This is a genomic window from Rhodococcus sp. K11/5, assembly GCF_055193735.1.
Map to the genome: position 1 here is coordinate 3010413 of NZ_CM143721.1, position 14200 is coordinate 3024612.

14 protein-coding genes are annotated in these 14200 nt (G+C 68.0%); 4 read left to right on the plus strand and 10 right to left on the minus strand.

Annotated elements, in window-relative coordinates; genetic code table 11:
• Positions 1-6: 6 nt before the first annotated feature.
• From ACY466_RS14190 to ACY466_RS14200, 3 genes are all read right to left on the minus strand, one after another.
• Positions 7-816 (minus strand): isoprenyl transferase, encoded by an 810-nt coding sequence (locus ACY466_RS14190; RefSeq protein ID WP_463245993.1) that lies wholly within the window; start codon positions 814-816, stop codon positions 7-9.
• On the minus strand, positions 773-1579 hold the full coding sequence (gene recO / locus ACY466_RS14195; RefSeq protein ID WP_463245994.1) for a DNA repair protein RecO: 807 nt from the start codon (positions 1577-1579) through the stop codon (positions 773-775). The genes ACY466_RS14190 and recO overlap by 44 nt, the downstream gene beginning before the upstream one ends.
• Before the next feature lie 68 nt (positions 1580-1647).
• On the minus strand, positions 1648-2151 hold the full coding sequence (locus ACY466_RS14200; RefSeq protein ID WP_463245995.1) for an SRPBCC family protein: 504 nt from the start codon (positions 2149-2151) through the stop codon (positions 1648-1650).
• 138 nt (positions 2152-2289) lie between these two features.
• Between ACY466_RS14200 and ACY466_RS14205 the strand changes: the two genes are divergently transcribed.
• Positions 2290-4659 (plus strand): FdhF/YdeP family oxidoreductase, encoded by a 2370-nt coding sequence (locus ACY466_RS14205; RefSeq protein ID WP_463252298.1) that lies wholly within the window; start codon positions 2290-2292, stop codon positions 4657-4659.
• Between the two features lie 85 nt (positions 4660-4744).
• On the opposite strand, the gene era is transcribed toward ACY466_RS14205, so the two are convergent.
• The 6 genes from era to hrcA all read right to left on the minus strand — a co-directional run bounded on the left by era (position 4745) and on the right by hrcA (position 10499).
• Complete coding sequence (era, locus tag ACY466_RS14210) at positions 4745-5650, minus strand: GTPase Era (RefSeq protein WP_463245996.1); 906 nt, start codon at positions 5648-5650, stop codon at positions 4745-4747.
• Positions 5637-6200, minus strand: a complete 564-nt coding sequence (gene ybeY / locus ACY466_RS14215; RefSeq protein WP_463245997.1) for an rRNA maturation RNase YbeY — start codon at positions 6198-6200, stop codon at positions 5637-5639. Before ybeY ends, era begins: the two co-directional genes overlap by 14 nt.
• Positions 6201-6250: 50 nt before the next feature.
• On the minus strand, positions 6251-7315 hold the full coding sequence (locus ACY466_RS14220; protein ID WP_463245998.1) for a PhoH family protein: 1065 nt from the start codon (positions 7313-7315) through the stop codon (positions 6251-6253).
• A gap of 7 nt (positions 7316-7322) precedes the next feature.
• On the minus strand, positions 7323-8195 hold the full coding sequence (locus ACY466_RS14225) for a 16S rRNA (uracil(1498)-N(3))-methyltransferase (protein ID WP_463245999.1): 873 nt from the start codon (positions 8193-8195) through the stop codon (positions 7323-7325).
• Positions 8196-8201: 6 nt separating this feature from the next.
• A complete protein-coding gene (dnaJ, locus tag ACY466_RS14230) occupies positions 8202-9356 on the minus strand; it encodes a molecular chaperone DnaJ (RefSeq protein ID WP_463246000.1) in 1155 nt (384 codons plus the stop codon).
• 99 nt (positions 9357-9455) lie between these two features.
• A complete protein-coding gene (gene hrcA / locus ACY466_RS14235; protein WP_463246001.1) occupies positions 9456-10499 on the minus strand; it encodes a heat-inducible transcriptional repressor HrcA in 1044 nt (347 codons plus the stop codon).
• A gap of 90 nt (positions 10500-10589) precedes the next feature.
• Between hrcA and ACY466_RS14240 the strand changes: the two genes are divergently transcribed.
• Positions 10590-10895, plus strand: coding sequence for a type II toxin-antitoxin system VapB family antitoxin (locus ACY466_RS14240; RefSeq protein WP_463246002.1), 306 nt, complete (start codon positions 10590-10592; stop codon positions 10893-10895).
• A gap of 26 nt (positions 10896-10921) precedes the next feature.
• On the opposite strand, the gene hemW is transcribed toward ACY466_RS14240, so the two are convergent.
• On the minus strand, positions 10922-12172 hold the full coding sequence (gene hemW / locus ACY466_RS14245; protein ID WP_463246003.1) for a radical SAM family heme chaperone HemW: 1251 nt from the start codon (positions 12170-12172) through the stop codon (positions 10922-10924).
• A gap of 66 nt (positions 12173-12238) precedes the next feature.
• On the opposite strand from hemW, the gene ACY466_RS14250 reads away from it, so the two are divergent.
• Positions 12239-12322, plus strand: a complete 84-nt coding sequence (locus ACY466_RS14250) for a putative leader peptide (RefSeq protein WP_463252299.1) — start codon at positions 12239-12241, stop codon at positions 12320-12322.
• 109 nt (positions 12323-12431) lie between these two features.
• Positions 12432-14147, plus strand: a complete 1716-nt coding sequence (locus ACY466_RS14255; RefSeq protein WP_463246004.1) for a nitrite/sulfite reductase — start codon at positions 12432-12434, stop codon at positions 14145-14147.
• The last annotated feature ends 53 nt before the right edge of the window (positions 14148-14200 follow it).

The following is a 14200-nucleotide window of genomic DNA, read 5'->3' on the forward strand; positions in this document are numbered from 1 at the left end:
TGCCGGTCACTTGACTCCGCCGAATCGACGGTCTCGAGATGCGTACTCCACGCAGGCGGCCCACAGGTCCCGACGATCGAAATCGGGAAACAGCTTCTCCTGGAACACCATCTCGGCGTACGCCGACTGCCAGATGAGGAAGTTCGAGGTGCGCTGCTCACCCGACGGACGCAGAAACAGGTCGACATCCGGCATGTCCGGTTCGTCGAGGTACTTCGCGAACGACGCCTCGCTGATCTTCTCGGGATCGAGCTGACCCGCAGCCGCGCGACGGGCGATCTCCCGTGCGGCGTCGACGATCTCGGCGCGACCGCCGTAGTTCACGCACATGGTCAGCGTCATCACGGTGTTGTCCTTCGTGAGCTCTTCCGCCTTCTCGAGCTCGGTGATGACGCTGCGCCACAGCCGAGGTCGTCGCCCGGCCCATCGCACCCGGACGCCCATCTCGTGCATCTCGTCCCGACGGCGGCGGATCACGTCGCGATTGAAGCCCATGAGGAACCTGACCTCGTCGGGACTGCGTCGCCAGTTCTCCGTCGAGAACGCGTACGCCGACAGCCACTTCACACCGATGTCGATACATCCGCTCACGGTGTCCATGAGCACCGCCTCGCCGCGTTCGTGCCCCGCCGTGCGAGCCAGTCCGCGGTCCTGGGCCCACCGGCCGTTGCCGTCCATGACGAGTGCGACGTGCCGTGGGATCAGCTCGGGTTGCAGGATCGGGGCGCGCGCGCCGGACGGGTGCGGATCCGGGGCGCGAACCGTACGCGCCTCAGGCGGGGTGGGCTGCTCGCGTCGTCTGATCACGCTCGTCATCCTGCCCGACGGACACCGGTCCGACACCGTCACCCGTTCGCTCGACGAGGGGAAGGGTGCGCAGCGTGCGTTCGAGGTGCCACTGCAGATGCGCCGCGACCAGCGAACTCGCCTGACGCCGCATCGATTCGGTGGCGAGGTCGGTTCCCGCCCAGTCCCCGGTCTGCAGGGCCGCCATCAGATCGAGCACACCCATGGCCGGGGTCGAGGATCCGGCGGGCCGACAGTGCGTGCACACGGCTCCACCGGCGCCCACGTGAAAGGCGCGGTGCGGTCCGGGCGTCGCGCACTTGGCGCACTCGACGAGAGACGGCGCCCACCCGGCGTAGTTCATCGCTCGCAGCAGGTAGGCGTCGAGCACGAACTCCGATCGCCGCTCTCCCGACGCCAGCGCCCGCAGTGCGCCCACGGTGAGGAAGTACAACCGAGGCGCGGGGGCGTGCTCCTCGCCGGCGAGACGCTCGGCGGTTTCGAGGATGGCGCACGCGGTGGTGTAGCGGCCGTAGTCGGAGACGATGTCGGAGGCGAACGCATCGGCCGTGAGCACCTGCGTCACGATGTGGAGGTTGCGACCCGGGTAGAGCTGCACGTCGATGTGCGCGAACGGCTCCAGCCGCGCGCCGAACTTCGAGGTGGTCCGGCGGACGCCTTTGGCCACGGCTCGCTTGATCCCGTGATGCTGGGTCAGCAGCGTGACGATGCGGTCGGCTTCGCCGAGCTTGTGCTGGCGCAGGACGACGGCTCGATCACGATACGAACGCACGTCCACCTCCCACGTCGACCCGGCCGATGCTCGGAGCCCGACCTCCAGTCTCTCACGCACGCGCTCCGTCAGGCCGGAGCGCCGAGCTCCTTCTGCAACGACGCCAGAGTGCGGGCGATGTTCTTCCGTTGGAAGTCGGCGAAGCGGTGGCCGCGGGTGACCACCGTGTCGAACGCGGCGGCCAGGAAATCCGGCCACGGCCGGTCGTCGGTCCAGGTCTCGGTCACCTCGGTGCCGCCCGGCACGGCCGCGAAGCGGTACTCCCACGACGCGTTCCTCGCCGTGATCCGCGGAGACCCGACGCCGATGGCCACCACCCGGAAGGCGAAGCGCTCGCCGCGGTCGGCGGCCGTGACGACGCACCGCGTGGTCCACGTCGCCCCGCCGCGAACGTTGCGGCCGACGAAGGTCATGCCCTCGTACGTACCTCCCGGGCGCGGGTGCGCCACCACGGCGCCGCGATTCTCGGGGCTCCATCGACCCATCAGGGTGGGGTCGCTGACGAGGTCGTACACCACGGCGGGCTCGGCCGCGACGACGATGCTGTCGCTGACGGTGCGCGTTCTGCTCATGACGCCACGGTAACGGGCCTCGGAGCCCGGAGGTCACCCGTCACACCGACCCCCGGTGCGCGATTCGGACAACAGCGCGTGGGGCACACTGGAGTAACGCACTACCGGCGGAACCGAAGGAGCTTCTCGATGACCACGATGCACGACGCGCAGGGCCAGGACTACGACGAAGGCGACCTGTCGATCGAGAAGCCGAAAACGCATGCGGCCGGCAAGACCGCGGTCGCCGTCTCGATGAAGCGTGGACTCGAGCGCATGGGTCCTGTGCGGACGGCCAAGACCCTGCTGAAGCTGAACCAGGCCGAGGGCTTCGACTGCATGAGCTGCGCCTGGCCCGATCCGGATCCCGGTCATCGCCACGCCGCCGAGTTCTGCGAGAACGGCGCGAAGGCCGTCGCCGAAGAAGCCACGAAGCGTCGCGCGACCCCGGAGTTCTTCGCCAAGCACAGCATCGCCGAACTCGATTCGCGCAGCGAGTACTGGCTGGGTCAGCAGGGGCGCATCACGCACCCGATGGTCAAGCGAGCCGGTGGAACCCACTACGAGGCCATCGACTGGGACGAGGCGTTCCGCCTCATCGGTGAGCAGTTGAACGCCCTGGACAGCCCCGACGAAGCCACGTTCTACACCTCGGGCCGCGCCTCCAACGAGGCCGCGTTCGTCTACCAGCTCTTCGTCCGGGCGTACGGAACGAACAACCTGCCCGACTGTTCCAACATGTGCCACGAGTCCACGTCGTTCGCACTGCAGGAATCCATCGGCATCGGCAAGGCCAGCGTCACCCTGGACGACGTCTACGGCGCCGACCTGATCATTCTCGCCGGGCAGAACCCGGGCACCAACCACCCGCGCATGCTGTCGGCCCTCGAGAAGGCGAAGCAGAACGGCGCGAAGATCATCGCGATCAACCCACTGCGCGAAGCCGGGTCCATCAACTTCAAGAACCCGCAGACGGCGCGCGGAATGGTCGGACCCGGAACCGATCTCGAGGATCTGCACCTTCCCGTGCGCATCAACGGCGATCTCGCCCTGTTCCAGGCGATGGGCAAGCTCCTCGTCGAGTGGGACGCGCTGGATCACGAGTTCATCGCCGAGTACACGAACAACTTCGATCTGTGGAAGCAGCATGTGTCGCAGGTGAACTGGGACGAGGTGGAGACCGTCACCGGTCTGACCCGCGCGCAGATCACCGAGGCCGCCCAGATGCTGCGCGAGTCGAAGGGCACGGTGTTCTGCTGGGCCATGGGCATCACGCAGCACCACAACGCGGTGAACACCGTCAAGGAGATCACCAATCTCGCCTTCGCTCAGGGCAACATCGGCAAGCCGAACGCCGGTCTGTTCCCCGTGCGCGGACACTCGAACGTCCAGGGTGACCGCACCATGGGCATCTGGGAACGCGCGCCCAAGCACTTCCTCGACTCGATCGAGGAGGAGTTCGGATTCGACCCGCCCCGCGATCACGGCTTCGACACCGTCGATTCCATTCGCGCGATGCGCGACGGCAAGGTGCACTTCTTCCTCGGTCTCGGCGGCAACTTCGTCCAGGCGACGCCGGACACCAACGTCACGGCACGGGCTCTGCAGAACACCAAGATGACGGTGCAGATCTCGACCAAGATCAACCGTTCGCACCTGATCACCGGTGACGTCGCGCTGATCCTGCCGACCAAGGGCCGCACCGAGAAGGACATCCAGGCCAGTGGCCCGCAGTGGATCTCCGTCGAGGACTCCACCTGCTCGGTGCACTCCTCGCGCGGTCCCCTCGATCCGCCCAGCGAGTACGTCAAGTCCGAGGTCGACATCATCACGCGCATCGCCGAAGCGACCATCGGTGATCGGTACGACCTCCAGTGGAAGTCCTTCCGCGACAACTACCGGAACATCCGTGAGCACATCTCTCGCGTCGTTCCGGGCTGCGAGGGATACGAGGTCAACGTGCGCCGTCCCGGAGGCTTCATCCTTCCGCACCCGCCCCGCGACTCGCGCACCTTCACGACGCCGTCGGGCCTCGGCGAGTTCGCCGTCTCCCCCATCGACGCGCTGCAGGTTCCCCCGAACCATCTCCTCCTGCAGACGTTCCGAAGCCACGATCAGTTCAACACCACGATCTACGGCCTCAGCGACCGGTACCGCGGCATCGAGGGTGGCCGTCGGGTGATCTTCGTCAACCGTGCGGATATCTCCGAACTCGGTTTCGCCGACGGCGATTTCGTGGACATCACCACCAAGTGGGACGGCGACGACGTGGTCCGCGTGGCGGAGAACTTCCGCATCGTCGAGTACAAGACGCCCAAGGGATCGGCCGCCGCGTACTACCCGGAGACCAACCCGCTGGTGCCGCTCGATTCGACGGCCACGGACAGCAACTGCCCCACGTCCAAGGCCGTCATCGTCTCGCTCAGCCCGGCGAAGACCGGGACACCGGGCGTCTCGCACGGCGGTCAGGACGCGGTGGGCTCCGACGACTCCCACAAGACGCAGACGCAGCCCCGCCACCTGTCGTAACCGCCGGCGACCGAACGATCGTCGTACAGAAGAGGCCGGGTGACTCGACGGAGTCACCCGGCCTTCTCTCGTCGACGTGCCGGCCCTAGAACCCCAGCTTGCCCATCTGCTTCGGATCGCGTTGCCAGTCCTTCGCCACCTTGACGTGCAGATCGAGGTAGATGCGGGTGCCGAGTAGCGTCTCGATCTGATGCCGCGCCGCGGTTCCCACATCGCGAAGCCGCGCGCCGCCCTTGCCGATCACGATGGCCTTCTGCGACTGCCGCTCGACGTAGAGGATCGCCTGCACGTCGAGCATCGAATCGTGGCCCTCGCGCGGGGTCACCTCCTCGATGACGACGGCCAGCGAGTGAGGGAGTTCGTCGTGCACCCCTTCGAGCGCGGCCTCCCGGATGAGCTCCGCCATGAGCGTCTCCTTCGGCTCGTCGGTGAGTTCACCGTCCGGGTAGAACGCCGGTCCCGGCGGCAACGCGTCGGCGAAGACGTTCACCAGGATCTCGATCTGCTCTCCCGACGCGGCCGAGACGGGAACCACCTCGGCATCGGGTCCGAGTAGCTTCGACAGCGCCAGAAGCTGTTCCACCACACGCTGTTTCGAGACCTTGTCGATCTTGGTGACGATGCCCACCAGCGCGGTCTTCCCCGCGTTGTGCCGCACCTGCTCGAGGATCCAGCGGTCACCCGGCCCGATCTTCTCGTCGGCCGGGATGCACAGTCCGATGGCGTCGACCTCGGAGTAGGTGTCGCGCACCAGGTCGTTCAACCGCTGCCCCAGCAAGGTGCGCGGGCGATGCAATCCGGGGGTGTCCACCAGGATCAACTGGGCGTGATCGCGGTGGACGATACCGCGAATGGTGTGCCGCGTGGTCTGCGGGCGAGACGAGGTGATCGCGATCTTGGACCCGACGAGGGCGTTGGTCAGCGTCGACTTCCCGGTGTTCGGTCGGCCGACGAAACACACGAAGCCGGAACGGAATTCACCCTCGGTCATCGCTGCGCTCCTCACCGGAACGACGCATGAACCCGGTGCTGCCGAGCAGGCGGGCGTCCCGAGCTGCCGCGGCCTCGTCCCGCTCGCGCTGACGCAGGCTCTCGTACCACCCTTCGAGGAGGCTGTTCTGCAGGCCGAACATCTCCTTCTCCTCGTCCGGCTCGGCGTGGTCGTACCCCAGGAGGTGGAGCACGCCGTGCACGGTCAGCAGGGCCAGTTCCCGGCTCAGTGGGTGCCCGGCGGCCGCGGCCTGGTCCGCCGCGAACGAGGGGCACAGCACGATGTCGCCGAGCATGGACGGACCCGGCTCCGGCGAATCCGGTCGACCGCCCGGCTCGAGCTCGTCCATCGGGAACGACATGACGTCGGTCGGACCGGGCAGATCCATCCAGCGCAGGTGGAGGTCCGCCATCGTGGACGAATCCACGAGCACCATCGACAGCTCGGCCGCGGGGTGCACGTCCATCTGCTCGATGGCGAACCGCGCGACCGCGATCAGATCTTCTTCGCCGACGTCCATCCCGGACTCGTTGGACACCTCGATGCTCATGGGTCTCCACGATAGTGGCTGTACCCGACGGTCCCCGCCGTCGGTCGAACTCAGCGCTGCGCGACTCGCGGCCCGGACCCGCCTCGGCGAGATGCCCGGTTCACGGTCTTGTCCTCGCTCGCGTCGTACCGGTCGTACGCGTCGACGATGCTCGAGACCAACCGATGGCGGACGACGTCGCTGCTGTCGAGCTCGGCGAAGTGGATGTCGTCGATGTCGACCAGGATGTCTCGCGCCGCGCGCAGACCCGATTTCGAACCGCCGGGAAGATCGACCTGGGTGATGTCACCGGTGACGACGATCTTCGAGTTGAACCCGAGCCGGGTGAGGAACATCTTCATCTGCTCGGCGGTGGTGTTCTGCGCTTCGTCGAGGATGATGAACGCGTCGTTGAGCGTGCGGCCACGCATGTACGCGAGCGGCGCCACCTCGATCACGCCGGACGCCATGAGCTTGGGAATCGCTTCGACGTCCATCATGTCGTGCAGCGCGTCGTGCAGCGGCCGCAGGTACGGATCGATCTTGTCGTGCAACGTTCCCGGCAGGAAGCCCAACCGCTCCCCCGCCTCCACGGCCGGCCGGGTCAGGATGATCCGCTTGACCTGCTTGGCGTGCAGAGCCTGCACGGCCTTCGCCATCGCCAGGTACGTCTTGCCGGTACCGGCCGGTCCCACACCGAACACGATGGTGTTCTCGTCGATCGAATCGACGTACCGCTTCTGGTTCAGCGTCTTCGGCCGGATCGTCTTGCCGCGTCGGGACAGGATGTCCAGGCTCAGGACCTCGGCGGGGGACTCGTTGACACCGAGCGTCAACATGCCCACGGTGCGGCGCACCGAATCGGGTGCCAGCGGGCCGCCGCTGCGGATCACGCCGGCCAGTTCGCCGACGATGCGCTCGGCCAACGCCACGTCGGCGGGCGCGCCGGAGAGGGTGACCACGTTGCCACGGACGTGGATGTCGGCGGTCAGGAGTTCTTCGAGTGCTCGGAGGTTCTCGTCGGAGGAGCCGAGCATCGCCGGCATGATCGACGGCTCGAGTTCGACGGTGGCACTCGAGGTGCGTTCGCGAAGTACGGGCCGGGGTGCGCCGACGCGCGAAATCTTGTCACTCACGTGGTGGCTATGGCCTGCTCTCTGTGTCCGACGATTCTGTGTCCGAAGATTCGGTGTCCGAAGATTCGGTGTCCGAAGAACGGGTCTCGGGACGTTCTTCGAGTTTAGCGAGTTCGTTCGCACTCGGGGGCAGGTCTTTCCAGCGGTCGGTCAGCACACCGAGCGCCCCGAGGGCCACCGCCGCCGCCGTCGACGTGCGGAGCACCGTCGGACCCAGTACTGCGGTCACCGCGCCGGCCGCCACGAGCGCCTCGACCTCGCGGTCGTCGAGGCCGCCCTCGGGTCCGACGATCAGTGTCACGGACTCCGCGGTGGCGAACGGCAACGACGCGAACGGCACCTGTGCGGACTCGTGCAGCGCGACCACCAGACCACCGCGACGCACCGTGGCGACGGTCTCCGCGACCACGGTGCGGGTGTCCGCGACGTCCGCCACGGTGGGCACGTACGCGCGTCGGGACTGCTTGGCCGCCGCCTGCGCCGCGTTGCGCCACTTGGCGACACCCTTCGCCGCGCGCGGCCCGTCCCAGCGCGCCACACACCGAACGGACTGCCAGGGCACGATCGCATCGACACCGGCCTCGGTGGCGTTCTCGACGGTGAGCTCCGAGCGCTCGGACTTCGGCAGCGCCTGGATCAGGGTCACGGCGGGGTGCGGGGCGGGGACCACGGATCGACCGAGCACCACGTAGTCCAACCGATCCTTGCCCGACGCGGTGACCTCGACCCGTGCCGTCGATCCCGCACCGTCGGCGAGGACCAACCGCTCACCCACGGTGGTGCGGCGCACGGTGGCCGCGTGCCGTCCCTCCGGGCCGTCGAGCACGCCGACGTCGCCGACGCCGGGGAGGGCGTCGGTGAAGTAGACGGTGGCGGCCACGTGCGGCTAGCGGCTGAACGCGTCGCGCAGCCGGGAGAACAGTCCGCCCGTGTTCGACGAGGCGGTGGTGACCACCTCGGCGACGTCGCGCTCGCGGTGCTTGCGCAGCTGCTGCAGCAGCTTGGTCTCGGACCCGTCCAGACGGGCGGGAACCACGACCTCGAGGTGCGCGTGCAGATCGCCGCGCACACCGCTGCGGAGCTTCGGCATGCCGTGCCCGCGCAGCACCTGAACCGATCCCGGCTGCGTGCCCGGCTCGATGGAGATCTCGGTGGGACCGTCGATGATCGCATCCACCTTCACCGACGTGCCCAGGGCGGCGTCGGCCATCGGGACTCGAACGGTGAAATGCAGATCGTCACCGTCGCGGACGAAGATGTCGTGCGATTTCTCCACGACCTCGGCGTAGACGTCACCGGCGGGGCCGCCGCCGGGGCCGACCTCACCCTGCGAGGCGAGGCGGATACGCATGCCGCTGCCGACACCGGCGGGCACCTTCACCGCCAGTTCGCGGCGAGCGCGCACCCGGCCGTCGCCACCGCACTTGCGGCAGGGATCGGGGATGGTCTCGCCCGCGCCGCGGCACGTGGGGCACGGACGCGCCGTCATGACCTGGCCGAGGAACGAGCGCTGCACCGACTGCACCTCGCCCGCACCGTTGCACGTCTCGCACCGCACGGGCTCGGACTTGCCGTTGGTCCCGGAACCGGTGCACAGATCGCACAGAACGGCCGTCTCGACGGCGATGTGCTTGGTCACGCCCGTCGCGCACTCCTCCAGGGTGAGGGTGGTGCGCAGCAACGAGTCGGAACCGGGCTGCACACGCCCACGCGGGCCGCGGGATCCGCCGCCACCGCTGCCGCCGAAGAACGCCTCGAAGACGTCACCGAGGCCACCACCGAAACCGGCTCCGCCGAATCCGGCTCCCGCCGCGCCCGCTCCGTTCTCGAGCGGGTCCCCGCCGAGGTCGACGATGCGGCGCTTCTCGGGGTCGGACAGCACCTCGTAGGCCGAGCTGATGTCCTTGAAGCGCGCCTGTGCCGACTCGTCCGGGTTGACGTCGGGGTGGTACTCCCGAGCGAGCTTGCGATAAGCGCGCTTGATCTCCTGGTCCGACGCCTTGTTTCCGACGCCCAGAGTTCCGTAATAGTCGCGTGCCACGTGAGTCTCTTGTTCCTAGTCGGTGTCTACGGGAATTTCGGTCTGCGGTGAATTCGGTGTCTCGGTGAATTCGGTGCGCCTGGCTGCTCCGGGCGCGCGTCAGCGTTCCGCCAACACCTCGCCGATGTATCGAGCAACGGCGGCGACGGACGCGATTGTTCCCGGGTAGTCCATGCGGGTGGGCCCCAGCACACCCATTCCGCCGAGGATGTTGCCCGCGGAACCATAGCCGGTGGACACCACCGAGGCCCCACGCATCTCCTCGAACTTGGTCTCCTCGCCGATCTGCACGGTGACCTGACCGGTGTCGTGGGTCGCGGCGATCAACTTGAGCACCACCACCTGTTCCTCGAGGGCTTCGAGGACCGAGCGCAGCGATCCGGGGAAGCCGCTGAGGGCCGCGAAGTCCGCCGCGTTGCGCGTCAGGTTGGCCGTGCCGCCGAGGACCAGACGCTCCTCGGGGTGCTCGACCAGCGTCTCGATCAACACCGTGGCCGAACGCACCACCGCGTCGCGGAGATCGTCGGGGGCGTTGTCGGCCAGTTCGGCGACCGCGACGGACGCCTGAGCCAACCGCTTGTGCTCCAGTGCGCCGCCGAGCATCGACCGCAACCGGGCCAGGTTCTCGTCGTCGATGACGTCCCCGAGTTCCACGATGCGTTGATCGACGCGTCCGGAGTCGGTGATGAGCACCAGCAGCAGCCTCGCGGGCGTGAGTGCCACCACTTCGAGGTGGCGCACCGACGACGCCGACAGCGTGGGGTACTGCACCACGGCCACCTGCCGGGTGAGCTGCGCGAGCAGCCGCACCCCGCGTCGCAGCACGTCGTCGAGGTCCACGCCGGAGTCCAGGAACTGCAGGATCGCGCGGCGTTCCGCGGCGGACAGGGGCTTGACGTCGGCGATCCGGTCCACGAACTGCCGGTACCCCTTGTCGGTGGGGATGCGGCCCGAGCTGGTGTGCGGCTGGGTGATGTACCCCTCGGCCTCGAGCACGGCCATGTCGTTGCGCACCGTCGCGCTGGAGACACCCAGGTTGTGGCGGTCCACGAGGGCCTTCGACCCGATCGGCTCCTGCGTGGCCACGTAATCGGCCACCAGAGCTCGCAGGACCTCGAACCGTCGCTCGTCGGTACTCGACATGTTCACCTCCTGCGCTCGTCTGCGTTAGCGCGATTCTAGTCAGCGGGAACCGAACCCTCTGCCCCACCGCCGTCCTTTAGGGTGGGCCCGGTGATCTTCAAGGGTGTTCGTGACGGCAAGCCGTACCCCGAGCACGGCCTCTCCCTGCGCGATTGGTCCAAGATCCCGCCTCGTCAACTGCGTCTCGACGAGATCGTCACCACCACCAAGGTGCTCGAGCTCGACCGGCTCCTGTCCGAGGACAGCACCTTCTACGGCGACCTGTTTCCCCACGCCGTGCACTACCACGGGGTGGTGTACCTCGAAGACGGTCTGCACCGGGCGGTGCGCGCGGCGTTGCGGAATCGGGTGGTCCTGCACGCGCGGGTGTTCGACTACGACGCGATCAACGCCTGAGCGGCGCGCACCGACGTCCCGCACACTCAGTCGAGAATGTCGCGCACCACACCGTCCGCCAGTAGTCGGCCCCGATCGGTCAACACCCAGCGCTCCGACGAAGCCGTTTCCGACGAAGCCGCATCCGATGAGACCGGGTGCAACAGCCCGGCCCGCACCTGCTCCTCGGCCCGCGCGCGCTCGTCGGCGTCCAGGTCCGCCGCGGCCAGCCCGGTCGAGAGCCGCGCGGTGAGCATCACCCGTTCCATGTGCCGCTCCGCCGCCGTGAGCACCTCGCTGTCCGCCACGGGCAACTCCCCGCCGGCGAGCGTGTCCGCGTAGCGCGCCGGATGCTTGACGTTCCAGAATCGCGTGCCGTTCACGTGGGAGTGGGCGCCGGGCCCGATGCCCCACCAGTCACCGCCGTCCCAGTACCCGACGTTGTGCCGACACACCGAATCCTCACCGCGCGACCAGTTGGACACCTCGTACCAATCGAACCCGGCGCGCGTGAGCGCCGCGTCGATGCGCTCGTACCGGGAGGCGAGAACGTCGTCGTCGGGGGCGGGGATGTCGCCGCGGCGCACGCGTCGGGCCAGGGCCGTGCCGTCCTCGACGATCAGCGCGTAGGCGGACACGTGGTCCACCTCGGCCTCGAGCACCGCCGCCAGCGACGCGTCGAGGTCCTCGTCCCGTTCACCGGGCGTGCCGTAGATCAGATCGAGGCTGACGTTCGCGAACCCCGCCGCGGTGGCCTCGCGAGCGGCCGCGACGGCGCGACCCGGGGTGTGGGTTCGGTCGAGCACCGCCAGCACGTGCGGCGCCGCCGACTGCATGCCGAGCGAGACCCGGGTGTAGCCGGCCTCGCGGATTCCCTCGAAGAACGCCGGGGAGGTCGACTCGGGGTTCGATTCCGTGGTGATCTCCGCACCGGGAGCCAACGAGAACGACGCGCGCGCCGCATCCAGCAACGACGCCAGGCCGTCGGAACCCAGGAGGGACGGGGTGCCACCGCCCACGAACACGGTCTCGACCGTCGGGACACCGCCGGATTCCCGCTCGAACAGCGCGGCCGCGAGGTCGAGTTCGCGGCGAACCCCGTCGAGCCAGGACTGCGGCGACGCCGAGGTACCGAGCTCCCCCGCGGTGTAGGTGTTGAAATCGCAGTAGCCGCAGCGCGTGGCGCAGAAGGGGACGTGGAGGTAGAGGCCGAACGGGGCCCGTGGGGCGGCGAAGGCCCCCAGCGGGAGGTCACCCGGGGCGGACCGAACGAGCGAAGTGGGTGTCACCGCATCCATTGTCCTCGACCGACCACCTGCGGCCACATGTCGGGGCCACCCGCGACCCGTGGCAGAATGAGCCGCATGAACGTCGTGGAGGTCATGCTCGTGGCACGTCGCCACATCGATCTCGCACGCGTCAGCAGCTGTCTCTGCCCCGACGTCTGATCTTCCCGCCAGCCCGCACCATCCCGGCCGGCCGGGGATTGCGTGTGTGCGCCCAGCCCTGGCGAGACACCGGTTCCGGTCGGCGCCCGAACACTGGAGCGCCACGTACATGACCGATACCGCCGACACCTCCACCGCCGACACCGCTACCCCGCGCGCTCGCTCGCCCCGTCCGACCAAGCGCCGCTCCGAGGGTCAGTGGGCCCTCGGCTATCGCGAGCCGCTGAACCCGAACGAGCAGAACAAGAAGGACGACAACCCGCTCAACGTGCGGGCACGCATCGAGAACATCTACTCGAAGCAGGGTTTCGACAGCATCGACAAGAGCGATCTGCGTGGCCGGATGCGCTGGTGGGGTCTCTACACCCAGCGTGAGCAGGGGTACGACGGCACCTTCACCGGTGACGAGAACCTCGATCTGCTCGAGGCGCGCTACTTCATGATGCGGATCCGCTGCGACGCCGGTGCACTCAGCGCGTTGCAGTTGCGCACGCTCGGCGAGATCTCCACGGAGTTCGGTCGCGACACCGCCGACCTCTCGGACCGGGAGAACGTGCAGTACCACTGGATCGAGGTGGAGAACGTTCCCGAGATCTGGCGGCGCATCGAGGCCGTCGGCCTGAAGACCACCGAGGCGTGCGGCGACTGCCCGCGAGTGGTGCTCGGCTCCCCGCTGGCCGGCGAATCGCTGGACGAGGTGCTCGACCCCACGCCGGCGATCGACGAGATCGTCAGCCGCTACATCGGCAAGCCCGAGTACTCGAACCTGCCGCGCAAGTTCAAGACCGCGATCTCCGGTCTGCAGGACGTGGTGCACGAAGTCAACGACGTCGCCTTCATCGGCGTGAACCACCCCGAGCACGGACCCGGCCTCGACCTCTGGGTCGGCGGCGGACTGTCCACCAACCCCATGCTCGCGCAGCGCGTCGGCGTGTGGATACCGCTCGACGAGGTCCCCGACGTGTGGGAGGGCGTCGTGTCGATCTTCCGCGACTACGGCTACCGCCGGCTGCGGAACAAGGCTCGCCTGAAGTTCCTGATCAAGGACTGGGGCATCGAGAAGTTCCGCGAGGTCCTCGAGACCGAGTACCTGAAGCGGCCGATGCTCGACGGTCCGGCTCCCGAGAAGCCGACGAAGCCCATCGATCACGTCGGCGTGCAGAAGCTGAAGAACGGCCTCAACGCCGTCGGCCTCGCTCCCATCGCGGGCCGCGTGTCCGGCACCATCCTGCAGAAGGTGGCCGACGCCGCCGAGCGTGCGGGATCGGACCGGATCCGGTTCACGCCGTACCAGAAGCTCATCGTCCTCGACATCTCGGACGAGCAGCTCGAGAGTTTCATCGCCGAGATGGACGCCCTGGGTCTGCCCGCACGGCCGTCCGCGTGGCGCAAGAACCTCATGGCGTGCAGCGGCATCGAGTTCTGCAAGCTCTCGTTCGCCGAGACCCGCAAGCGCTCCCAGGCGCTGGTGCCCGAGCTCGAGCAGCGGCTCGAGGATCTGAACTCGCAGTTGGACGTCCCCATCACCATCAACATCAACGGTTGCCCCAACTCGTGCGCTCGCTCGCAGATCGCCGACATCGGGTTCAAGGGCCAGCTGGTGGACGACGGCGAGGGCGGCCAGGTCGAGGGTTTCCAGGTGCACCTCGGTGGCAGCCTGGGCTTCGACAGTGCCTTCGGCCGCAAGCTGCGCCAGCACAAGGTCACCAGCGACGAGTTGGGCGATTACATCGAGCGCGTGGTCCGCAACTTCGTGAAGCAGCGCGAGAACGACGAGCGCTTCGCACAGTGGGCCGTCCGCGCGGACGACGCGGATCTGCAGTGATCGGGAATCAGCCGGCCACCGGCGTCGTTGACGGACGAACCCGCGCCGTCCCG